The 21,822-nt window shown below is 63.7% G+C and carries 20 protein-coding genes; 2 read left to right on the top strand and 18 right to left on the bottom strand.

The window, feature by feature from the left end:
* Positions 1 to 258: 258 nt before the first annotated feature.
* On the bottom strand, positions 259 to 1,353 hold the full coding sequence (hemE, locus tag ACN22W_RS00630) for a uroporphyrinogen decarboxylase (protein ID WP_319022246.1): 1,095 nt from the start codon (positions 1,351 to 1,353) through the stop codon (positions 259 to 261).
* Positions 1,354 to 1,501: 148 nt separating this feature from the next.
* On the opposite strand from hemE, the gene ACN22W_RS00625 reads away from it, so the two are divergent.
* Both ACN22W_RS00625 and ACN22W_RS00620 read left to right on the top strand, forming a co-directional pair.
* Entirely contained in the window at positions 1,502 to 2,296 is a 795-nt protein-coding gene (locus ACN22W_RS00625) for a transporter substrate-binding domain-containing protein (RefSeq protein WP_419685712.1), read from the top strand.
* A gap of 279 nt (positions 2,297 to 2,575) precedes the next feature.
* Complete coding sequence (locus tag ACN22W_RS00620; RefSeq protein ID WP_412022722.1) at positions 2,576 to 2,731, top strand: hypothetical protein; 156 nt, start codon at positions 2,576 to 2,578, stop codon at positions 2,729 to 2,731.
* 296 nt (positions 2,732 to 3,027) lie between these two features.
* Here the strand turns inward: ACN22W_RS00620 and ACN22W_RS00615 are convergent, their stop codons facing one another.
* The 17 genes from ACN22W_RS00615 to ACN22W_RS00535 form a co-directional block, all read right to left on the bottom strand.
* On the bottom strand, positions 3,028 to 4,755 hold the full coding sequence (locus tag ACN22W_RS00615; RefSeq protein ID WP_419685710.1) for an AMP-binding protein: 1,728 nt from the start codon (positions 4,753 to 4,755) through the stop codon (positions 3,028 to 3,030).
* A 243-nt stretch (positions 4,756 to 4,998) separates the two neighbouring features.
* On the bottom strand, positions 4,999 to 5,424 hold the full coding sequence (locus tag ACN22W_RS00610) for a F0F1 ATP synthase subunit epsilon (protein WP_048247907.1): 426 nt from the start codon (positions 5,422 to 5,424) through the stop codon (positions 4,999 to 5,001).
* Between the two features lie 148 nt (positions 5,425 to 5,572).
* The gene (gene atpD, locus ACN22W_RS00605) at positions 5,573 to 6,967 is read right to left on the bottom strand and encodes a F0F1 ATP synthase subunit beta (RefSeq protein WP_129513371.1); all 1,395 of its coding nucleotides are present in this window, start codon (positions 6,965 to 6,967) and stop codon (positions 5,573 to 5,575) included.
* Between the two features lie 66 nt (positions 6,968 to 7,033).
* Positions 7,034 to 7,909 carry a F0F1 ATP synthase subunit gamma gene (atpG, locus tag ACN22W_RS00600; RefSeq protein WP_193097392.1) on the bottom strand — a complete coding sequence of 292 codons (876 nt, stop codon included), beginning with the start codon at positions 7,907 to 7,909 and terminating at the stop codon, positions 7,034 to 7,036.
* Between the two features lie 70 nt (positions 7,910 to 7,979).
* Positions 7,980 to 9,521, bottom strand: a complete 1,542-nt coding sequence (atpA, locus tag ACN22W_RS00595; RefSeq protein WP_096506711.1) for a F0F1 ATP synthase subunit alpha — start codon at positions 9,519 to 9,521, stop codon at positions 7,980 to 7,982.
* 48 nt (positions 9,522 to 9,569) lie between these two features.
* A complete protein-coding gene (locus tag ACN22W_RS00590) occupies positions 9,570 to 10,109 on the bottom strand; it encodes a F0F1 ATP synthase subunit delta (protein WP_048247914.1) in 540 nt (179 codons plus the stop codon).
* A gap of 2 nt (positions 10,110 to 10,111) precedes the next feature.
* Positions 10,112 to 10,582 carry a F0F1 ATP synthase subunit B gene (locus tag ACN22W_RS00585; RefSeq protein WP_048247917.1) on the bottom strand — a complete coding sequence of 157 codons (471 nt, stop codon included), beginning with the start codon at positions 10,580 to 10,582 and terminating at the stop codon, positions 10,112 to 10,114.
* A 127-nt stretch (positions 10,583 to 10,709) separates the two neighbouring features.
* The gene (atpE, locus tag ACN22W_RS00580; RefSeq protein ID WP_025990054.1) at positions 10,710 to 10,979 is read right to left on the bottom strand and encodes a F0F1 ATP synthase subunit C; all 270 of its coding nucleotides are present in this window, start codon (positions 10,977 to 10,979) and stop codon (positions 10,710 to 10,712) included.
* A 78-nt stretch (positions 10,980 to 11,057) separates the two neighbouring features.
* Positions 11,058 to 11,909: a F0F1 ATP synthase subunit A gene (gene atpB / locus ACN22W_RS00575; RefSeq protein WP_412023366.1), complete on the bottom strand. Its 852-nt coding sequence runs from the start codon at positions 11,907 to 11,909 to the stop codon at positions 11,058 to 11,060.
* Between the two features lie 112 nt (positions 11,910 to 12,021).
* On the bottom strand, positions 12,022 to 12,558 hold the full coding sequence (locus ACN22W_RS00570) for an ATP synthase subunit I (RefSeq protein ID WP_129513369.1): 537 nt from the start codon (positions 12,556 to 12,558) through the stop codon (positions 12,022 to 12,024).
* A 564-nt stretch (positions 12,559 to 13,122) separates the two neighbouring features.
* Positions 13,123 to 14,253: an SLC13 family permease gene (locus tag ACN22W_RS00565; RefSeq protein WP_343494385.1), complete on the bottom strand. Its 1,131-nt coding sequence runs from the start codon at positions 14,251 to 14,253 to the stop codon at positions 13,123 to 13,125.
* Positions 14,254 to 14,263: 10 nt separating this feature from the next.
* Entirely contained in the window at positions 14,264 to 15,157 is an 894-nt protein-coding gene (locus ACN22W_RS00560) for a ParB/RepB/Spo0J family partition protein (protein WP_129513367.1), read from the bottom strand.
* Positions 15,158 to 15,188: 31 nt separating this feature from the next.
* Entirely contained in the window at positions 15,189 to 15,968 is a 780-nt protein-coding gene (locus tag ACN22W_RS00555) for a ParA family protein (protein WP_129513366.1), read from the bottom strand.
* 50 nt (positions 15,969 to 16,018) lie between these two features.
* Positions 16,019 to 16,705, bottom strand: coding sequence for a 16S rRNA (guanine(527)-N(7))-methyltransferase RsmG (gene rsmG, locus ACN22W_RS00550; protein ID WP_419685707.1), 687 nt, complete (start codon positions 16,703 to 16,705; stop codon positions 16,019 to 16,021).
* Positions 16,702 to 18,672, bottom strand: coding sequence for a tRNA uridine-5-carboxymethylaminomethyl(34) synthesis enzyme MnmG (gene mnmG / locus ACN22W_RS00545; RefSeq protein ID WP_419685706.1), 1,971 nt, complete (start codon positions 18,670 to 18,672; stop codon positions 16,702 to 16,704). Before mnmG ends, rsmG begins: the two co-directional genes overlap by 4 nt.
* 608 nt (positions 18,673 to 19,280) lie before the next feature.
* Positions 19,281 to 20,036: an ABC transporter ATP-binding protein gene (locus ACN22W_RS00540; protein ID WP_419685704.1), complete on the bottom strand. Its 756-nt coding sequence runs from the start codon at positions 20,034 to 20,036 to the stop codon at positions 19,281 to 19,283.
* Positions 20,036 to 21,820 (bottom strand): ABC transporter permease subunit, encoded by a 1,785-nt coding sequence (locus tag ACN22W_RS00535; protein ID WP_129513363.1) that lies wholly within the window; start codon positions 21,818 to 21,820, stop codon positions 20,036 to 20,038. The genes ACN22W_RS00540 and ACN22W_RS00535 overlap by 1 nt, the downstream gene beginning before the upstream one ends.
* Between the last annotated feature and the right edge of the window lie 2 nt (positions 21,821 to 21,822).

Genomic DNA, 21,822 nt, shown 5'->3' with positions numbered 1-21,822 from the left:
GGGGCCGTGCTTTCCGCCGTTTTTCGCCGCTTGTTGCGGCGCCCCGCGGAGCCTTATTCCATAAGGCTGCTATTCAAATTACCAGACCATAGCGAGACAAATTGACCGATACGGGGCTCTACCGCGCTGCAACGTGGAAAATGTGTATAAGTCAAGTCTTGACAAGCAACGAATCGGCAACCGGTGCGGGGTTGCGCCCTGTTTAGTTTCAAAAACGAAACATCGTCACCCTGCAGTGCAGCATGACGGCGCTTGCGTTCAGCCGGCGGCTCCGCTACGGATCGCGCGGCTGTGGTTGTGCACCTCGTCGACGAGTTCGGCGACGTGGTCGGGCGATGTGAATTGCGAGATGCCGTGCCCGAGGTTGAACACGTGGCCCGGATGGTTGCCGTAGCTGTCGAGCACCGCGCGCGCCTGTTCGCGCACCGCGGCCGGCGGCGCAAACAGGATCGTCGGGTCGAGGTTGCCCTGCAGCGCGACACGCCCCGCGACGCGCTCGCGCGCGGCGCCGAGGTTGACCGTCCAGTCGAGCCCGACCGCGTCGACGCCGATCGCCGCGATTTCCTCGAGCCACAGCCCGCCGCCCTTCGTGAACGTGATCACCGGCACACGCTCGCCGTCGTGCTCGCGCTTGAGCTGCGCGACCACGCGGCGGATGTAGTCGAGCGAAAAGCGCTGGTACGCGCCGTCCGCCAGTGCGCCGCCCCACGTATCGAAGATCATCACGGCCTGCGCGCCCGCTTCGATCTGCGCGTTCAGGTACGCGGCCACCGCCTGCGCATTCACGTCGAGGATCCGGTGCATCAGGTCGGGGCGCGAATACGCCATCGACTTCACCGTGCGGAAATCGTCCGACCCGCCGCCTTCGACCATGTAGCACGCGAGCGTCCACGGGCTGCCCGAGAAGCCGATCAGCGGCACGCGCTGGCGGCCCTGGCCATCGGTGAGCGCGCGGCGGATCTCGCGCACCGCGCCGGTCACGTAGCCGAGCGTCTCGTCGATGTCCGGCACCGCGAGTTTCGCGACGTCGGCCTCGGTGCGCACCGGGTGCGCGAACTTCGGCCCTTCGCCGACCTGGAAGTCGAGGCCGAGCCCCATCGCGTCCGGAATCGTCAGGATGTCCGAGAACAGGATCGCGGCGTCGAGCGGAAAGCGCTCGAGCGGCTGCAGCGTCACTTCGGTCGCGTAGTCGGGATTCTTCGCGAGACCGAGGAAGCTGCCGGCGCGCGCGCGCGTCGCGTTGTATTCGGGCAGGTAGCGGCCGGCCTGGCGCATCAGCCAGATCGGCGTGTAGTCGGTCGGCTCGCGCAGAAGCGCACGCAGGAAGGTGTCGTTGAGCAGGGTATGGGCCACGGTAGGAGCGACGATGCGAGAGCAAACCGGCATTTTACCGGACTGCCGCCGCCGGGCTGCGCATCCGACGCGATGGCGGCCATATGACGCGCGCGATGGCTCCGTTATGATCGGACGCTCATATCGAACGAAACCAAGGAGGAGACCGATGAAGACATTCGCCACGCTCGCCGCGGCCGCGTTGCTTTGCTGCGCCGCCGCGCACGCGCAGACCGGCGCGGGTGCGGCCGCACCCGGCGCCGGCTCGCGGCTCGACGACGTGCTCGCGCGCGGCGCGCTGCGCGTCTGCACGACGGGCGACTACAAGCCGTATTCGTACTATCGCGCGGACGGCCGCTTCGAGGGCATCGACATCGACATGGCCGAATCGCTCGCGAAGTCGCTCGGCGTGAAGACCGACTACGTGAAGACGAGCTGGCCGAACCTGACCGGCGATTTCGTCGCGAAGTGCGACATCGCGGTGGGCGGCGTATCGACGACGCTCGAGCGCCAGAAGCGCGTGTTCTTCACGCAGCCGTACGTCGTCGACGGCAAGGCGCCGATCGCACGCTGCGCGGACGCCGACAAATACCAGACCGTCGCGCAGATCGACCGGCCCGAAACGCGTGTGATCGTGAACCCGGGCGGTACCAACGAGCGTTTCGCGAAGCAGTATTTCCCGCACGCGAACCTGACCGTCTACCCGGACAACGTGACGATCTTCAAGCAGATTCTCGCGGGCAAGGCCGACGTGATGGTGACGGATGCGTCCGAGACGCTGCTGCAGCAAAAGCTGAATCCGGGCTTGTGCTCGGTGCATCCGGACAAGCCGTTCCAGTTCGGCGAGAAGGCCTACATGGTGCCGCGCGGCGATGTCGCGTTCCAGCAGTACGTCGACCAGTGGCTGCATCTCGCGCTGTCGACCGGCGAATACCAGGCGATTTCGGACAAGTGGCTGAAGTAAGCGAGCCGGCGCGCGGCGGCCGATAACGGGCACCGACCCCGTGGCCGCCGCCCGTAAAAGTGGCTGCGCGACGGCGGCCGGCCGACCGCCGTTACACTTCGGCGCCGCACGCCGGCGGCGAGAAACCCGCCCGAAACCGCCGAATTGGCCGAACGGCCGACTTCCGCGCATTCCGATCACGTTTCAAAATCTTTCCGACGAATGAATCGTCATGCGCGGTATCTGCCGCGCGGCGCACTTTCTCGCGTGCAAATCGGCAGTTCATCGAGCCTGATACGCATGAAAAACGCATCGTGCGCATGCGATAAAAACGCTGAGGAAAATATGGGTAAAAATGACCTTTTTCAGGATCCCGAAAACAGCAAAAAATCCCGGGAAGCCTTATCTGGCGGGCGTTACAACCTGAAACACTTTGTTACCGCAACGGGTCATTAATTCGCCCACAATGGCCTCAACGGTTTCAACACGGATGCGGTCTCGTGTGCCAAGTGTGAGCGGACGCGAAGCGCTGCGAGCCAGTCGGTCACGTACCGAAGCCCTTCCCAGGGGCATCCCTGTTGGAGTCGTTTCCGGCCCCCCGCCGGACTCGGTTTCATCTTTGGTCTCCTCGCGCTAACCCCGTAGCGTGTGGTTTTTAGCGGGCTAATAAGCCCGCTTTTTTTCGTCCATCGAAAACGCAACGGCCTTCAGGCCGTCGCGCTTTTTTTTGGCCGCCGAGCCGCCAGGCCGATTTACGCGGTCTTCTGCACGTCGAGCTTCAGTTCCTCGATCATCCGGTCGCGCATCACGAACTTCTGCACCTTGCCCGTCACCGTCATCGGCAGCTCGTCGACGAAGCGGATATAGCGCGGAATCTTGTAGTGCGCGATCTGCCCGTTGCAGAACGCACGCACGTCGTCCTCGGTCATCTGCTCGTCTGCACGCAGCACGATCCACGCGCACAGCTCCTCGCCGTATTTCGCATCGGGTACGCCGAACACCTGCGCGCTCTGGATCTTCGGATGCCGAAACAGGAATTCCTCGATCTCGCGCGGATAGACGTTCTCGCCGCCGCGAATCACCATGTCCTTCAGCCGGCCGACGATGTTGCAGTAGCCGTCCGCGTCGAGCGTCGCGAGATCGCCCGTATGCATCCAGCCGTCGACCAGCACCTCGCGTGTCTTCGCGTCGTCGTCCCAGTAGCCGAGCATCACCGAATAACCCTTCGTGCACAGCTCGCCCGTCGCGCCGACCGGCACGATCTCGCCGCCCGGATCGACGATCTTCACTTCCAGATGCGGCTGGATGCGCCCGACCGTCGTCGTGCGCTTCTCGAGCGGATCGTCGGTCGAGCTCTGGAACGACACGGGGCTCGTCTCCGTCATCCCGTACGCGATCGTGATCTCCGACAGGTGCATCTGCGACACGACACGCTTCATCGTCTCGATCGGGCACGGCGAACCGGCCATGATCCCGGTGCGCAGCGTCGACAGCTCGAAGGTCGCGAACTGCGGGTGATCGAGCTCCGCGATGAACATCGTCGGCACACCGTGCAGCGCGGTGCAGCGCTCGTCGGCCACGGCCGCGAGCGTCGCGACCGGGTCGAACGCTTCGCCGGGGAACACCATCGCCGCCCCCTTCGACACACAAGCGAGCACGGCCAGCACCATCCCGAAGCAGTGGTACAGCGGCACCGGAATGCACAGCGTGTCCTGCTCGGTGAAACGCATCGCCGTCGCGATCGAGCGCCCGTTGTTGACGACGTTGCGATGCGTGAGCGTCGCGCCCTTCGGGCTGCCGGTCGTGCCGCTCGTGAACTGGATGTTGATCGCGTCGGTGGACACGAGCGTCGCGCCGATCGCATCGAGCAGCGCGGAATCGACGGCCTGGCGACCGCGCGCCATCAGGTCAGCAAAACGGAACATGCCGGCCGGCGCGACGTCGCCCATCGACACGACCGTGCGCAAGCTCGGCACGCGTGCCGCATGCAGGTCGCCCGGCGTCGCGGTCGCGAGCTCCGGCGCGATGGTCTGCAGCATCTCGACGTACGCGGAAGTCTTGAAGCGCTCGGCCGCGATCACGGCCTTGCAGCCGACCTTGTTCAGCGCGTATTCGAGCTCCGACAGCCGGTAGGCCGGATTGATGTTGACGAGCACCGCGCCGATCCGGGCGGTCGCGAACTGCGTCAGCAGCCACTCGCTGCGGTTCGGCGACCAGATGCCGACGCAGTCGCCCTTCACGATGCCGAGCGCGGCCAGGCCGGCCGCCAGCACGTCGACCTCGTTCGCGAACTCGCGCCAGGTCCAGCGCACCTGCTGCTCGCGGAACACGACGGCCAGGCGATCGGGAAAGCGGCCGGCCGTGTCGAGCAGGAAGCGGCCGATCGTCGCTTCGGATAGCGGCACGTCGGTCGCGCCGCGCACGTACGACAAGCCGTTTTCGGGCGCGATCAGCGCCGCTACGCCAAGGTCTGCTGCCATGAATGTCTCCGTCCTTTGTGTCCGATCGGCCCGCGCGCACTTCCGGCGCCCGCCTCCGCCGCCGCGATCGCGACGGACAGCCTCACCGCGGATGATGACCCGCTCTGCTGACAACACTCTGACATCAAATCGCGGCGGACGGATGAAATAGCACGACCGGACGAAACGACCTGGCGCGCAAACGGCAGACGAAAAAAAAGCAGCCCGAAGGCTGCCTTTCTTTCGCGGGATACGCGGCGCGGCTCAGTGCCGGCTGCGAATCTTCGCCAGACGCTGGATCGCCTCGAGCTGCGCCATCGCGGTCGCGAGCTCGGATTGCGCTTTCGCGAGGTCGAGATCCGACTTCGCGTTCTGCAGCGTTTCCTCGGCGCGCTTGCGCGCTTCCTCGGCTTTCGCCGCGTCGAGGTCCTTGCCGCGGATCGCGGTATCGGCGAGCACCGTCACGGCACCCGGCTGCACTTCGAGAATGCCGCCCGCGACGAACACGAATTCGTCGTTGCCGCCCTCGACTTCGATGCGCACCGCACCCGGACGAATCCGCGTGATCAGCGGCGTGTGACCCGGCAGAATGCCCAGTTCACCCGCTTCGCCCGGCAGCGCGACGAATTTCGCCTGGCCCGAGAAGATCTGCTCTTCCGCGCTGACGACGTCTACTTTGATGGTTGCCATATCGACTCCTGTCGGCGGGAGTGAGTGCTTTGGCACTTACCCCCGCCCCATGCCGCGGTTGGCAAGAGTTAGCGCCTCAGCACTGACTCTTGCCCTGCGGCGGTCGGCGGGAGTGAGCGCTTCAGCGCTTACTCCGATCACATGACCCTTACTGGATCTTCTTGGCCTTTTCGAAGGCTTCGTCGATCGTGCCGACCATGTAGAACGCCTGCTCCGGCAGGTGATCGCACTCGCCGTCGACGATCATCTTGAAGCCACGGATCGTTTCCTTCAGCGGCACGTACTTGCCCGGCGAGCCCGTGAACACTTCAGCAACGTGGAACGGCTGCGACAGGAAACGCTGGATCTTACGTGCACGCGCGACCGACAGCTTGTCTTCCGGCGACAGTTCGTCCATGCCCAGAATCGCGATGATGTCGCGCAGTTCCTTGTAGCGCTGCAGCGTCTGCTGAACGCGACGCGTGATCGTGTAGTGCTCTTCACCGATCACGTTCGGGTCGATCTGGCGCGACGTCGAGTCGAGCGGGTCGACCGCCGGGTAGATACCCAGCGAAGCGATGTCACGCGACAGAACGACGGTTGCGTCCAAGTGGCCGAAGGTCGTAGCCGGCGACGGGTCGGTCAAGTCATCCGCAGGGACGTACACGGCCTGGACCGACGTAATCGAGCCCTTCTTGGTCGACGTGATGCGCTCTTGCAGCTTGCCCATTTCTTCAGCCAGCGTCGGCTGATAGCCCACTGCCGACGGCATACGGCCGAGCAGTGCCGACACTTCGGTACCGGCCAGCGTGAAACGGTAGATGTTGTCGACGAAGAACAGCACGTCGAGGCCTTCGTCACGGAAGTGCTCGGCCATCGTCAGGCCGGTCAGCGCGACGCGCAGACGGTTGCCCGGCGGCTCGTTCATCTGGCCGTACACCAGCGCGACCTTGTCGAGAACGTTCGAGTCCTTCATTTCGTGGTAGAAGTCGTTCCCTTCACGGGTACGCTCGCCCACGCCCGCGAACACGGAGTAACCGCCGTGTTCCTTCGCGATGTTGTTGATGAGCTCCATCATGTTGACGGTCTTGCCCACGCCAGCACCACCGAACAGACCGACCTTGCCGCCCTTGGCGAACGGGCAGATCAGGTCGATGACCTTGATACCCGTTTCGAGCAGTTCGGTCGACGGCGACAGTTCGTCGAACGCCGGCGCCTTCTGGTGGATCGAGCGCGTCACGTCGCTCTCGATCGGGCCCGCTTCATCGATCGGGCGGCCGAGCACGTCCATGATCCGGCCGAGGGTCGGCTTGCCGACCGGCACCGAGATCGGCTTCCGCGTGTTCTTCACCACCAGACCGCGGCGCAGGCCGTCGGATGCACCCAGACAGATGGTCCGGACCACGCCGTCGCCCAGCTGCTGCTGGACTTCGAGCGTCAGTTCCGAGCCATCGAGAATAAGCGCGTCGTAGATCTTCGGCATGCTGTCGCGCGGGAATTCCACGTCGATAACGGCGCCGATGCACTGTACGATCTTGCCTTCTACCAAAGCAGCAGTACTCATCGCTTTTCCTTTAAATACCTGATTCTTTACTCGCGCAAAGGCGCAGTTGTCGTCCCGGGCGCGCGCTTAAACAGCGGCTGCGCCGCCGACGATCTCCGACAGTTCTTTCGTAATCGCGGCCTGACGGCTCTTGTTGTACACGAGCTGCAGTTCGCTGATCACCGTCTTCGCGTTGTCGGACGCGGCCTTCATCGCGACCATGCGCGCCGATTGCTCGGACGCCATGTTCTCCGCGACGGCCTGGTACACCAGCGCCTCGACGTAACGCACGAGCAGTTCGTCAACGACTGCCTGCGCGTCCGGCTCGTAGATGTAGTCCCACGAAGTCGACGGCGTGCCGTCATCCGTTTCGAAGTGTTCCGACGACAGCGGCAGCAGTTGCTCGATCACGGCTTCCTGCTTCATCGTGTTGACGAAGCGCGTGTACGCGATATAGACCGCCGACAGCTTGCCTTCCGAGTACAGATCGAGCTGCGTCTTCACGGCGCCGATCAGCTTGTCCAGGTGCGGGGTGTCGCCGAGGTGCACGACCTGCGACATCACCTTCGCGCCGAAGCGGTTCAGGAACCCGAGGCCCTTGCTACCGATCGCGGTGGCTTCGACCTTCTGGCCCTTCTCTTCCAGCTCCTTGAACTTCTGCACCGTCGCACGCAGCACGTTGGTGTTCAGACCACCGCACAGACCCTTGTCCGTCGTGACAAGGATGATGCCGGCCGTGTTCACGCCTTCGTTCGCCACCATGAACGGGTGGCGGTACTCCGGGTTCGCGCGGCTCATGTGCGCGGCGATGGCACGGACCTTGTCCGCGTACGGACGAGCTGCGCGCATGCGTTCCTGCGCGCGACGCATCTTCGATGCGGCCACCATCTCCATCGCCTTCGTGATCTTGCGCGTGTTTTGCACGCTCTTGATCTTGCCGCGAATTTCCTTCATTCCAGCCATAGCTTGCTCCTTGACCGAAGCGGCGCGGGCGCATCACACACCCGCGCGGCCTCAGTGTGTCACTCGCGGATCAATAGGCACCGGACTTCTTGAAGGATTCGATCGCCGCGCGCAGCGCGCCTTCGTCGTCCTTCGAGAGATCCTTGGTGTCTTCGATGCGCTTGATGAGGTCAGCGTGGCTGGTCTTCAGGTTGTCGCGCAGGCCCTTCTCGAACGCCAGCACTTGCTTGACGTCGAGGTCGTCGAGGTAGCCGTTGTTTGCGGCGTACAGCGACACGGCCAGTTCCCACACCTGCAGCGGCTGGTACTGCGGCTGCTTCAGCAGTTCCGTCACGCGGCGGCCACGCTCGAGCTGCTTGCGGGTCGCTTCGTCGAGGTCCGATGCGAACTGCGCGAATGCGGCGAGTTCACGGTACTGCGCGAGGTCGGTACGGATACCGCCCGACAGCTTCTTCACGACCTTCGTCTGAGCGGCGCCACCGACTCGCGACACCGACACGCCGGCGTTGATTGCCGGGCGGATGCCTGCGTTGAACAGGTCGGTTTCCAGGAAGATCTGGCCGTCGGTAATCGAGATCACGTTCGTCGGAACGAACGCGGTCACGTCGCCTGCCTGCGTTTCGATGACCGGCAGTGCCGTCAGCGAACCGCTCTTGCCCTTCACTTCGCCGTTCGTGAACTTCTCGACGTACTCTTCCGACACGCGAGCCGCACGCTCGAGCAGACGCGAGTGCAGATAGAACACGTCACCCGGGTATGCTTCACGGCCCGGCGGGCGGCGCAGCAGCAGCGAGATCTGACGGTATGCCCAGGCTTGCTTGGTCAAGTCGTCATAAATGATCAGCGCGTCTTGACCGCGGTCGCGGAAGTATTCGCCCATCGTGCAGCCGGCGTACGGTGCCAGGTACTGCATTGCGGCGGAATCCGATGCCGACGCGGCGACGACGATCGTGTATTCCATCGCGCCCGTTTCTTCGAGCTTGCGAACCACGTTCATGATCGACGAAGCCTTCTGGCCGATCGCGACGTAGATACAGATCAGGTCCTTGCCCTTCTGGTTGATGATCGCGTCGAGCGCCACCGCGGTCTTGCCGCACTGACGGTCGCCGATGATCAGCTCACGCTGGCCACGGCCGATCGGCACCATCGCGTCGATCGACTTGATGCCCGTCTGCACCGGCTGCGACACCGACTTACGCCAGATCACGCCCGGAGCGATCTTTTCGATCGCGTCGGTCAGCTTTGCATTGACCGGGCCCTTGCCGTCGATCGGGTTGCCGAGCGCATCGACCACGCGGCCGACGAGTTCCGGACCAACCGGGACTTCCAGAATGCGGCCCGTCGTCTTGACGATGTCGCCTTCCGAGATGTGTTCGTATTCGCCGAGAATCACCGCGCCGACCGAGTCGCGCTCGAGGTTCAGCGCGAGGCCGAACGTGTTGCCCGGAAACTCGAGCATTTCGCCCTGCATCACGTCCGACAGGCCGTGGATACGCACGATACCGTCGGTCACGGAGATCACGGTGCCCTGGTTGCGAACGTCTGCGCTCGCTTCAAGGCCCTGGATCCGGCTCTTGATCAGCTCGCTGATCTCAGAGGGATTGAGTTGCATTATTCGCTCCTGATAGTCAATTCTGTTGCGTGCCGGCTGCCTGGGCGCTCAAGCGCTCAAGGCTGTCTGCATGCTGGCGAGCCGCGCGCGGACCGAGGTATCGAGCACTTCGTCGCCGACCGTCACGCGCACGCCGCCGATCAGCGACGCATCGGTCTCGACCGTCGGCTTCAGTTTGCGCTTGAACTTGCGTTCGAGGCTGGCGATGAGGTCGGTGAGCTGTGCGCCTTCGAGCGGAAACGCGCTGACGATCTGCACGTCTGCCGCGCCTTCGCGCGCATTCTTCAGCTCGTCGAACTGCGTGGAGATTTCCGGCAGCAGCGCGATACGGTGATTTTCGACCAGCATCTGCACGAAGTTCTTCGCTTCCGCGCTGGTCGCGAGCGGCGATTTCACCGCGGCGAGCAGCAGCTCGTTGACCTGCGCGCGACTCACTTTCGGACTCGACGCGACAGACAGCACTTCGGGCAGGTGCGCAACCTGAGCCAGCTCTTGCACGAGCGTGGACCAGGCGGCGATATCACCACCCTCGGCCACGCGGAACAGCGCTTCTGCGTAAGGGCGGGCGATGGTTGCAAGTTCGGCCATGATCAGAGCTCGGCTTTCAGTTGATTCAGCAGTTCGGCGTGGGCCGTTTGATCGACTTCGCGCTTCAGGATCTGCTCGGCGCCCTTGACCGCCAGCGTGGCGACTTCGCCGCGCAGCGTTTCACGCGCCTTCACGATTTGCTGATCCGCGTCCGCCTTCGCCTGAGCGATGATGCGGGCGGCTTCGGCATGGGCTTGAGCCTTGATTTCTTCGGCAACGGCCTGCGCGCGCTTTTCAGCGTCGGCAATGCGTTGTTGACCGTCGTTACGGGCCTGCGCGAGTTCCTGGTCGACGCGCTTGTGCGCCGCTGCGAGTTCCGCCTGACCCTTTTCCGCGGCCGAGAGGCCATCGGCAATTTTCTTCGAGCGCTCGTCGAGGGCGTTGATCAACGGCGGCCACACGAACTTCATCGTGAACCACGCGAGGATCAGGAACACGACCATTTGCGCAAACAGGGTTGCGTTAAGATTCACGGTGTTTCCTTATCTGCTATTCCGGAAATTGAAACGAGGAGGAGCGCGTCGAATGTGAATTCGATTGGCGCTCGTCATCCGTTCCACCCTGCGCCGGCGATCGCTGGCGCAAATCTTCCGAGGAACCTTAGCCTGCGAGCTTCGACAGGAGCGGGTTCGCGAATGCAAACAGCATTGCCACGCCGACACCGATCAGGAACGCCGCATCGATCAGACCAGCCAGCAGGAACATCTTCGTTTGCAGCGGGTTGATCAGCTCAGGCTGACGTGCGCATGCTTCGATGTACTTGCCACCCATCAGACCAATACCGATACAGGCGCCGATCGCACCGAGGCCGATGATGATACCGATACCGATAGCGGTCAGACCTTGGATGTTGGCGATGAAAGCTTGCATGATCACTCCTTTGTGAAAAGACTTGGAACTGGAATTAAAAGAAAAACTAAAAACAAACCTGCTTGATTGTCCGGCTGCTTAGTGCGATTCGTGAGCCTGGCCGAGATACACCAGCGTCAGCATCATGAAAATGAACGCTTGCAGCAAAACAATCAGGATGTGGAAGATCGCCCAGATGCTGCCCGCGAGGATGTGGCCGATGAAGCCCAGCACCGATGCGTCCGCACCGAAACCCCACATGCTGCCAAGCAACGCGATCAGCAGGAACAGCAGTTCGCCTGCATACATGTTGCCGAACAGCCGCATGCCGAGCGACACGGTCTTGGCGACATATTCAACGATGTTCAGGCCGAGGTTCGGGATCCACAGCAGCGGATGCGCACCGAACGGAGCCGACACGAGTTCATGCACGAAGCCGCCCGCGCCCTTGATCTTGATGCTGTAGTAGATCATCAGCACGAAGACGCCGAGTGCGATGCCGAGCGTGCCGTTCAGGTCGGCCGTCGGGACGATGCGATGATGCGGGATGACTTCCGACAGGCCCAGCACGCCGATCACGCGGCCCGGCAGGTCGACGGGGAGAAAGTCGAGGGAGTTCATCAGAGCGACCCAGATGAACACGGTCAGCGCGAGCGGAGCAATGAAGGTACGATTGCCGTGAACGACCGCTTTCGACTGGTCTTCCACCATCTCGACGATCATTTCGATCATGCACTGGAAACGACCCGGCACGCCCGGCGTAGCCTTGCGGGCAGCCATGTACAGGATCAGGATCGTAACGAGACCGCAGACGATCGACCAGAACAGCGTGTCGAGATTCCAGACGTGAATATCGAAAATCGACGTCTGATGCGCGGTGGAGAAATTCTGCAAGTGGTGCGCAATGTACTCGGACGGATCCAGAGCACGCGAGCCTTCGCTGGTTGCCATATCGTTAGTGCCACCCAAATTGTCGAAAATCGGTCTATCCGCTTCGCCGCAACAATTTATTGCGGGAACGCGCCTGCGCATGTTCCTGTCGAACTGCGCAAGGTCTCACAGCCTATCGCCAGGCCAACGCAATCCAGTACGTTTTCAGCACGAGCAAGTACGTAATGAGCAACGGCACCCAGTGCACACCGGGGTACCACACGGCGATCGCCACGAACAGCGCGATCGTCGCACCCATCTTGAGTACTTCGCCGACCACCCAACCCATCACGGTGTCGGCACCGCCTCGCCTCAAACGCGCCGCAAACAATGCGCTCGGCACCCAGCCAATCGCTCCGCCCAGAAATGCAGATTGCGCAGCGGCGCCCGGCGGCTTCGAGGAAAACAGCCACCACGCCAGCGTTGCAACCAAGGACAAGACCACTTGCGCGATCACCACCCGGTAGGGCGTGACCCGCGAGGGTCGGCTTACATCCGGCCCGAACAGCGTTTCCGCTTCGGCCCGCGTAAGCGGAACGATTGTTGTGTCGTCTTGCTGCTCGGCATCCCAATCGTCGTCGGCTACGTGCCGCGTCTCGACAACCGGTGCGGTATTACGGCGTGCGCTGTGCTTGTCGTGCCCATTGTTCGGCTCCTCCTGACCCGCCATCGCAACCTTCCGCAAAATCCCAATCCGCCCCAATCTTTCCGAAAGCTTTCGGGGGTGCCTAGCTAACAAATCCGGGCGATTGTAAGCGATAGTTGCAGGTGATTCAAGGCTTTAGACGCGACAAAAATCTGCGTAAAACGTCGCCTCATCATGTGAAAAACGGGCGAACCGACGACGTACGATGACAGTTGTAAGGTCGGTTTTTCGCGCAGGTATTTCTTGCCGGGAAAAATGCGTCGACGATGGAATCGCGCGCAAACGATGCTGGGCGCGCGTGTCGGTAGTGCGGCGCGATCCCCGCAGGAAATTCGCTGTGGCGCAGCCGGCCGGAATTGTTCTGTGCGACGCACCGGAACAAGCAAGGCACGGCAACCGATCCGCCGCACCCGATGCGCGAAATTCGATCTGACGCTGGTGCGTCGATCCATCCAATCAGTTGTCATGCCACCACAGACGATCGACTGTGGATGGTCGCACTTATCAACAGCCCCGCAACCACCGCGAACGCTGTGCACCCACCCCACCACCCGAATGGCGCGCCTGTGCCGCACACGCCCGCATCGTTCAGCCGTGCACGAGCAGCCACGCGCCCAGTGCGGCGCTCGCGAGCGCGAACGGAATCGAGACGAGGTGGAACGGCAGCCACATGCGCGGCTCCTTCGCGAGACGCACCGCGATCAGGTTCGCGAGCGAACCGATCGCGAACCCGAAGCCGCCGACCGATACGCCGAATGCAAGCGCGCGCCAGTCGCGCGTGAATTCGGACAGCAGGATGGCCGCCGGCACGTTGCTGATCCCCTGCGACAGCACGGCGCCGGCCGCAAAGACACGCAGCGGCGAATCGAGCTGGGCGCGCGCAATCGCGTCATGGATAGCAGGCAGCGCAGCCGCGCTGCGCAGCACGACGAACATCAGCACGAAAATCAGCAGCAGCAGCCAGTCGATCCTGAGGACTGCATCACGTTTTACGACGAGCAGCATGATCGCGACCGCCACCAGGCCCGGCAGCGGGTGGTGCGCATCGGCGAGCAGCACGAACGCGGCGAACAGGACCGCGGCGATCAACGCATGCATGCGCTGCACCGGAAGTGCGACAACGTCGCCCGACAGGTCGAGCGGCTTCGCGCGAAACGCGCACGCGGTCAGCGCGAGCAGCAGCACCATCAACGCGATCGCGAGCGGCCCGAGCGTGACCACGAAGTGGCCGAACGACACGCCGCTCAATTGCCACAGGAACAGGTTCTGGGGATTGCCGAGCGGCGTCGCGACGGACCCCGCATTGACGGCCAGCGCGACGACGATCACGAGCCGCCGGAACGGCAGCGGCGTCAGCGCGCGCAGCGACACCATCAACGGCACGACGACGAACAGCGCGACGTCGTTGGTGAGCCACATCGACAGCACCGCGGCAAACACGACGAGCAGCATCGCGAGCCCGCGTTCGGAGTGCACGTGATGCACGATACGGTGTGCGAGCCACATCAGGCAACCGGACAACTCGAGTGCCTTGGTCAGCATCAGCAGGCCCGCGAGCGTCGCGACCGTCTGCCAGTCGACGCGACCGGCCAGCACGGAAAATGGTTGCGGACGCACCCATTGCAGCACGATCAGGCCAAGCGCGAGCACCGACAGTACCGGCTCCTGCGCAAGCCATCCGAGCCACCGGCGCGGCGCCGGTGCGCCCGTCTTCTCCATCGGCAACCCGTTACTCTTCGGTCGCGACGTTGCCGCGCAGCCGCGCGAGAATGCCCTCGAGCGAGTCGAGGCTGCCGAAGTCGATCATCACCTGCCCTCGCCCGCGGCGGCCGAGCTTGATCTTCACCGTCGATGCGAGCAAGTCGGACAACTCTTCTTCAAGACGGCGCGTATCGCGGCCGCCATCGTCCTTCGCGCGCGCCTTCACGGCCGGCGCTTCCTTCGTCGTATGTGCGACGAGCTTCTCGGTCTCGCGCACCGACATGCGCTTGTTGACGACCTGATGGGCGAGCGTGATCTGCGTTGCCGCATCGACGGCGAGCAGCGCACGCGCGTGCCCCATGTCGAGATCGCCGGCCAGCAGCATCGTCTGCACCGGCGACGCGAGGTTCAGCAGGCGCAGCAGGTTCGACACCGCGCTGCGCGAACGGCCGACCGATTCGGCCGCCTGCTCGTGCGTGAAACCGAACTCGTCGAGCAGGCGCTGGATACCGTGCGCCTCTTCAAGCGGATTCAGATCCTCGCGCTGGATGTTCTCGATCAGCGCCATCGCCGCGGCGGCCTGATCGGACACGTCCTTCACGAGCACCGGCACTTCGTCGAGGCCGGCCAGGCGCGCCGCGCGGAAGCGCCGCTCACCTGCGATGATCTCGTATTTGTCTGATGAAATAGGCCGTACCAGGATCGGCTGCATCACGCCCTGTGCGCGAATGCTTGCCGCCAGCTCCTGCAGGCTGCCTTCGTCCATCCGCGTCCGCGGCTGGTACTTGCCGGCCTGCAGCTTGCCGAGCGCGAGCGTGTTCGGCGCCCCTTCGATCTTCACCGCTTCGGTGATATCGGCACTGCCACCGAGCAGCGCTTCGAGGCCACGTCCCAAGCCCTTCTTCTTTGGTACCGCGTTCATGTCTTTCTTCCTCGCTTCGCTCATGTCCGGATCACGACACCTCGAACGCGCGGACGCGTTCGATCATCTCGGCACCGAACTGGAGATACGCTTGCGCACCGCGCGAGCTGCGGTCGAACACGACGCCCGGCAGCCCGTAACTCGGCGCTTCCGCCAGGCGCACGTTGCGCGGAATCACCGCGTCGAACACCTTGTCGCCGAAGTGCGCTTTCAGTTGATCGGAGACTTGCTGCTGCAGCGTGATGCGCGGATCGAACATCACGCGCAGCAAGCCGATGATCTTCAGGTCGCGGTTCATGTTCGCGTGAACCTGCTTGATCGTGTTGACGAGGTCCGACAACCCCTCCAGCGCGAAGTACTCGCACTGCATCGGGATCACGACGCCATGCGCCGCGCACAGCCCGTTCAGCGTCAGCAGCGACAACGTCGGCGGGCAATCGATCAGCACGAAATCGTAGTCGTCGGCGACGGACTCGAGCGCGGCCTTCAGCCGGCGCTCGCGGTTGTCGATGCTGATCAGTTCGATCTCGGCACCAGACAGCTCGCGGTTCGCGGGCAGCACGTCGTAGGTGACGCCCTCCGGGCGCACGCGCGCGTCGCTCACCGACACGCCGTCGACCAGTACTTCGTACACGGTCGATTCGCACGCGGCCTTGTCGATCCCGCTACCCATCGTCGCGTTGCCCTGCGGGTCGAGATCGATCAGCAGGACTCGTTGCTCCTGCGCTGCAAGGCTTGCGGCGAGATTGACCGATGTCGTCGTCTTGCCGACGCCCCCCTTCTGGTTTGCAACGCAGAAGATCTTTGCCATCGTAGGTGTGTTCCTCTTACTTCAAACAATCGGCGCGCTACAGCGCGCCTTCAATTCGCTTCGTCGACGGCCACTTCGATCAGATGCCGTTCGGCATCGAGCATCGGCACCGCCAGCCGCATCGTCTGCTTTACGCGGCTGCCTTCCGGCAACCGTGCAATCTCGTCGTCCGGGTGTACGCCCTTCATCGCCCAGATCGATCCGCCCTGCGCAACCAGATGTCGAGCAAGTTTAACGAAGTCGGACAGATCAGCGAAGGCGCGAGAGACGATCATGTCGAATTTTTCCGGCACTTCGACGCCCGGCTGCAGCGATTCGACCCGCCCGGTGACGACCGACAGGTTCGAGAGCTTCAGCTCCGCACGCATTTGCGTCTGGAATGCAGACTTCTTCTGCACGATATCGTTCAGCGTGACCTGCCAGTCCGGCTCGACGATCGCCAGCACGATACCCGGCAACCCGCCACCCGAACCGACGTCGAGCACGCGGGCCGATGCACGGCCGCGCAGAGGCGGGACGATGGAAAGCGAATCGAGGATATGCTGAATCAGCATCTGCTTCGGGTCGCGGATCGCGGTCAGGTTGTAGACCGCGTTCCACTTGCCGAGCAGCGCGACATAATCGAGCAGTTGGTCGCGTTGTGCATCCGTCAGCGTGATGTCGAGCGCAGTCGTGCCGTCGACGAGCATCTGTTCCAGTACGTCCCGATTAACCGCCGGCGCGCGACGCGCCGTCATTGTTGCGTCGGGACGGCACCGTCCCCCTGCTCCGTTGCCTCTGCGGCAGTGCCATTACGACGCCCCAGGCCACGGCGCTTCAGGTGCACCATCAGCAGCGAGATGGCCGCCGGTGTGACGCCCGAGATGCGCGACGCCTGCCCGATCGTTTCCGGTCGGAACTCGTTGAGCTTCTGGCTCACCTCGAACGACAGACCGCGAACTTCGCGGTAATCGATGCCGTCCGGCAGGCGCGTGTTCTCGTTCGCATCGTTGCGTTCGATCTCGGATGCCTGGCGCTCGATATAACCCTGATACTTGATGCCGATCTCGACCTGTTCCTTGATCTGCTCGAGCATCACCGGATCGTCGGCCAGCGGCTCCGCGGGGCCGCATTCGCCGCCCTTCAGACCACATACGCCGTCGTAGCTGATACCCGGGCGGCGCAGCAACTCGGCGAGGCTGTATTCGTGATCGATCGCCTTGCCAAGCAGCGCGGTCGCCTCTTCCGGCGGCAGCGTCTTCGGCGTGACCCACGTCGACTTCAGGCGTTCGGTTTCACGTGAAACAGCGTCGCGCTTTCGGCTGAACGCATCCCAGCGCGCGTCGTCGACGAGCCCCAGTTCGCGACCCATCTCGGTCAGGCGCATGTCGGCGTTGTCTTCACGCAGGCTCAGGCGATACTCGGCGCGACTCGTGAACATCCGGTACGGCTCGGCCACACCACGCGTCACGAGATCGTCGACCAGCACGCCCAGATAGGCCTGGTCGCGGCGCGGACACCATGCGTCCTTCTCCTGCACATAGCGGCCCGCATTGAGGCCGGCCAGCAGGCCTTGCGCGGCCGCTTCTTCATAGCCGGTCGTGCCGTTGATCTGGCCCGCAAAGAACAGCCCATTGATCGCCTTCGTCTCGAGCGACGCCTTCAGCGCGCGCGGGTCGAAATAGTCGTACTCGATTGCGTAGCCGGGGCGCAGGATGTGCGCGTTCTCGAGGCCGCGCATCGAATGCACGAGCTCGAGCTGGACGTCGAACGGCAGGCTCGTCGAGATCCCGTTCGGGTAAAACTCGTTGGTCGTCAGCCCTTCCGGCTCGAGGAAGATCTGGTGCGATTCCTTCGATGCGAACCGGTGGATCTTGTCCTCGATCGACGGGCAATAACGCGGCCCGACGCCTTCGATCACGCCTGTATACATAGGCGAACGGTCGAGGCCGCCGCGAATGATGTCGTGCGTGCGCTCGTTCGTGTGCGTGACCCAGCACGGCAGCTGCTGCGGATGCTGCTCCGTACGGCCCAGGAACGAGAACACGGGGATCGGATCGAGGTCGCCCGGCTGCTCGTCCAGCTTCGAGAAGTCGATCGTACGGCCGTCGATACGCGGCGGCGTACCGGTCTTCAGGCGACCCTGCGGCAGCTTCAGTTCCTTCAGGCGCGACGACAGCGACACGGCCGCCGGATCGCCCGCGCGGCCGCCCGTGTAGTTGTTCAGGCCGACGTGGATCTTGCCGTCGAGGAACGTGCCGGCGGTCAGCACGACCGCGCGAGCGCGGAAGCGGATGCCGATCTGCGTGACGGCGCCCACCACACGGTCGCCTTCGACCATCAGGTCGTCGACAGCCTGCTGGAACAGCCACAGGTTCGGCTGGTTTTCGAGCCGGTGACGGATCGCGGCCTTGTACAGGATGCGATCGGCCTGCGCGCGCGTCGCACGCACGGCCGGGCCCTTCGACGAATTGAGGATCCGGAACTGAATACCGCTCTCGTCCGTCGCGGCGGCCATCGCGCCGCCCAGCGCATCGACTTCCTTGACCAGATGGCCCTTGCCAATGCCGCCGATCGACGGATTGCAGCTCATCTGCCCGAGCGTTTCGATGTTGTGGGTCAGCAGCAGTGTCTTCGCGCCCATTCGGGCGGACGCCAACGCGGCTTCCGTGCCGGCGTGACCGCCACCGACGACGATGACGTCAAATTCTGTGGGAAAAAGCATGGTGGGATTCCGTACGCAGGACTGCGCACGAACCTATCTGAGAAATGTATGGGCGGAATTATAGCGGGTTCGCTTTTCACCCGAAGGCCGTCCGAATGGTAGGGTCTGTGCATTTCGTCGATTTTTCGACGGTAGCCACATGAATTCGTGGTGCTAGGCCTGCTCCGACAATACTCTCGGTCAGTTCGCCGCACATCGCAGCGGCTGTGCAAAGACCACCGCATCGGGAAAGCCGCACGAGGAACACATGCGGCAATCAAAGCCTGTGGTCGACGCAACAACCCGGACACAACACCCTCTGCCTGCCGCGCCCGCCCTCTTCCTCACAGACTTTCCGGCTATTGATCCGGCACTTATCCACCGAGAACCAGCACATCGCTGGTCTGTGCAGAAATCCATGCACCGTGAACCCAACCTGTGAAGCAAGACGCAGGATCATCAACCGCACTGTGGACACCTTATCCGCCAGCACCACACAGAACTTCCAACTATTCACCCGATACTTATCCCCCGGCCTCGGGCCATCGAGGCATCGCCCGATCCTCCAAACAAAAGCGGCGTGTTTCACGTGAAACACGCCGCCCGTTTCCCGCCAACCGCTCGAACAATCAGGCCGTTTTCTTCGCCAGCCCGAGGTACGTCTCGATCACGCGCGGATTCTGCGCGAGTTCGGCTGCCGGCCCCTCCAGCGCAAACTCGCCCGTCTCCAGCACATAACCGTAGTCGGAGATCTGCAACGCGGCCCGTGCGTTCTGCTCGATCAGCAACGTCGCAACACCCGTACCGCGCAACGCACTGATGATATGAAAGATCTCCTTCACGATCAGCGGCGCCAGCCCGAGGCTCGGCTCGTCGAGCATCAGCAGGTCGGGCTTGCCCATCAGCGCTCGCCCGACCGCAAGCATCTGCCGCTCGCCGCCCGACAGCGTGCCGGCCGCCTGCTTGCGCCGCTCCTTCAGCCGCGGAAACAACGCGAACACGTGATCGAGTTGGTCCAGGAAGTTCGCTTCACCAGCACGCTTGCGCCGATACGCGCCCAGCACGAGGTTGTCCTCGACCGTCATCGTGCTGAACAGCTCGCGCTTTTCCGGTACGAGGCACATCCCGCGCGCGACGCGCTGCTCGACTGGCAATGCGCCGACGTCGCTGCCGCGATACACGACCGCGCCCGACGCATGTCCGGTCACCGGCAGCGCCCCCATGATCGCGTTCAGCAGCGTCGATTTGCCGGCGCCGTTCGGGCCGATCACGCTGACGATCTGCCCCGCACCGACCTTGATCGCCGCGCCGTGCAGTGCCTCCACCTTCCCGTACCGGACCGCCAGCCCGCGCACTTCGAGAATCGGCATCGTCGTGTCCGTCATCACTCCACCCCGCCCAGATACGCTTCGAGCACGGCCGGATCCTGCTGCACGTCCTGCGGCAGCCCTTCCGCGATCCGCGTGCCGAATTCCATCACCACCAGCCGATCGGTGAGGTTCATCACGAAATCCATGTCATGTTCGACGAGCAACACGCTCATGCCTTCCGCCTTCAGCCGCCGCAACAGGTCGGCGAGTTGCTGCTTCTCCTGGTAACGCAACCCGGCGGCCGGCTCGTCGAGCAGCAGCAGTGTCGGATCGCAGCACAGCGCCCGAGCAATCTCGAGAATCCGCTGCTGCCCGAGCGCGAGGCTGCCCGCTTCGTCGTACATGTGCTTTTCGAGCCCGACGCGGCGGATCTGGCGCGCGGCTTCGGCCAGCAACTGCGCCTCCTCGTGGGCATTGAGGCGCGCGATGCTGCGCCAGACGCCCGTATGGCCGCGCAGATGCGCGCCGATCGCGACGTTCTCGAGCACCGTCATCGCCGGCAACAGCTTCACGTGCTGGAACGTGCGGCCGATGCCGCGGCGGACGATCTGGCGCGACGTGAGCCCGTCGATGCGCTCGCCGCGGAACGTGATCGTGCCGCTCGTCGGCTTCAGTACGCCTGTGACGAGGTTGAACGTGGTCGACTTGCCGGCACCGTTCGGGCCGATCAGCCCGATGATCTGCCCTGCCTTCACGTCGAAGCTGACATCGTTGACGGCCACGAGCCCGCCGAACTGCTTGCGCGCGTTGTCGACAACGAGCAGCGGCTCGCCGGCCGCGGGCTTCGCGCGCTGCGGCAACGGATCGGCGTGCTCGGGCACATGCGCGCGCGGCCCGCGCGGGAACAGCCTCGCGACGAACGGCCACACGCCCTGGCGCGCGTACTGCAGCAGCAGCACCATCAGCACGCCGAACACGATGATCTCGAAGTTGCCTTCCGAGCCGAGCAGCTTCGGCAACAGCGTCTGCAGGTAGTCCTGCAGCACGGTGAGGATCGCCGCGCCGAGCACCGCGCCCCACACGTGCGACACGCCGCCGACCACGGCCATGAACAGGAATTCGATCCCGTGGTTCAGGCCGAACGGGGTCGGATTCACCGCGCGCTGCAGGTGCGCGTACAGGAAACCCGACACGGCCGCGAGCACGGCCGCGTAGACAAAGATCACGACGCGCATCCACGCGGTGTTCACGCCCATCGCCTCGGCCATCACACCGCCGCCGCGCAGTGCGCGGATCGCGCGGCCCGGGCGGCTGTTCAGCAGGTTCTGCACCGACACGATCGCGGCCAGCACGACGGCCCAGATCAGGAAGTACAGGCTGCGGCCGCTTTCGAGCGCGATGCCGAACAGGTTCAGCGCCGGAATCCCGTTGATCCCGTCGTACTTGCCGAGCAGTTCGAGGTTGCCGAACAGGTAGAACAGCGCGAGGCCCCACGCGATCGTGCCGAGCGGCAGGAAGTGCCCGGACAGCCGCATCGTGACCGCGCCGAGCACGAGCGCGACGAGCGCCGTCAGCACGACGCCGACGATCAGCGCGAGCCACGGTGACACGCCGTACCGCGTCGTCAGGAACGCGGTCGCATACGCACCGATGCCGACGAACGCGGCCTGCCCGAAGCTCGTCATCCCGCCGACGCCCGTCAGCAGCACGAGCCCGATCGCGACGATCGCGTAGAGGCCGATGTAGTTCAGCAGCGTGATCCAGTACTCGGGCACCTGCAGCACGCCCGGCAGCACCGGCAGCGAGAACAGCACCACGAGAAACACCCAGAAGGTCTTGTTGCGTACCATCGTCTTCATCG

The organism is Burkholderia theae (genome assembly GCF_048565265.1).
In the GTDB taxonomy this organism is placed as follows: Bacteria; Pseudomonadota; Gammaproteobacteria; order Burkholderiales; family Burkholderiaceae; genus Burkholderia; species Burkholderia theae.
The sequence above is the reverse complement of the archived record's forward strand: the minus strand, read 5'-3'. Positions and strand labels throughout refer to the sequence as shown.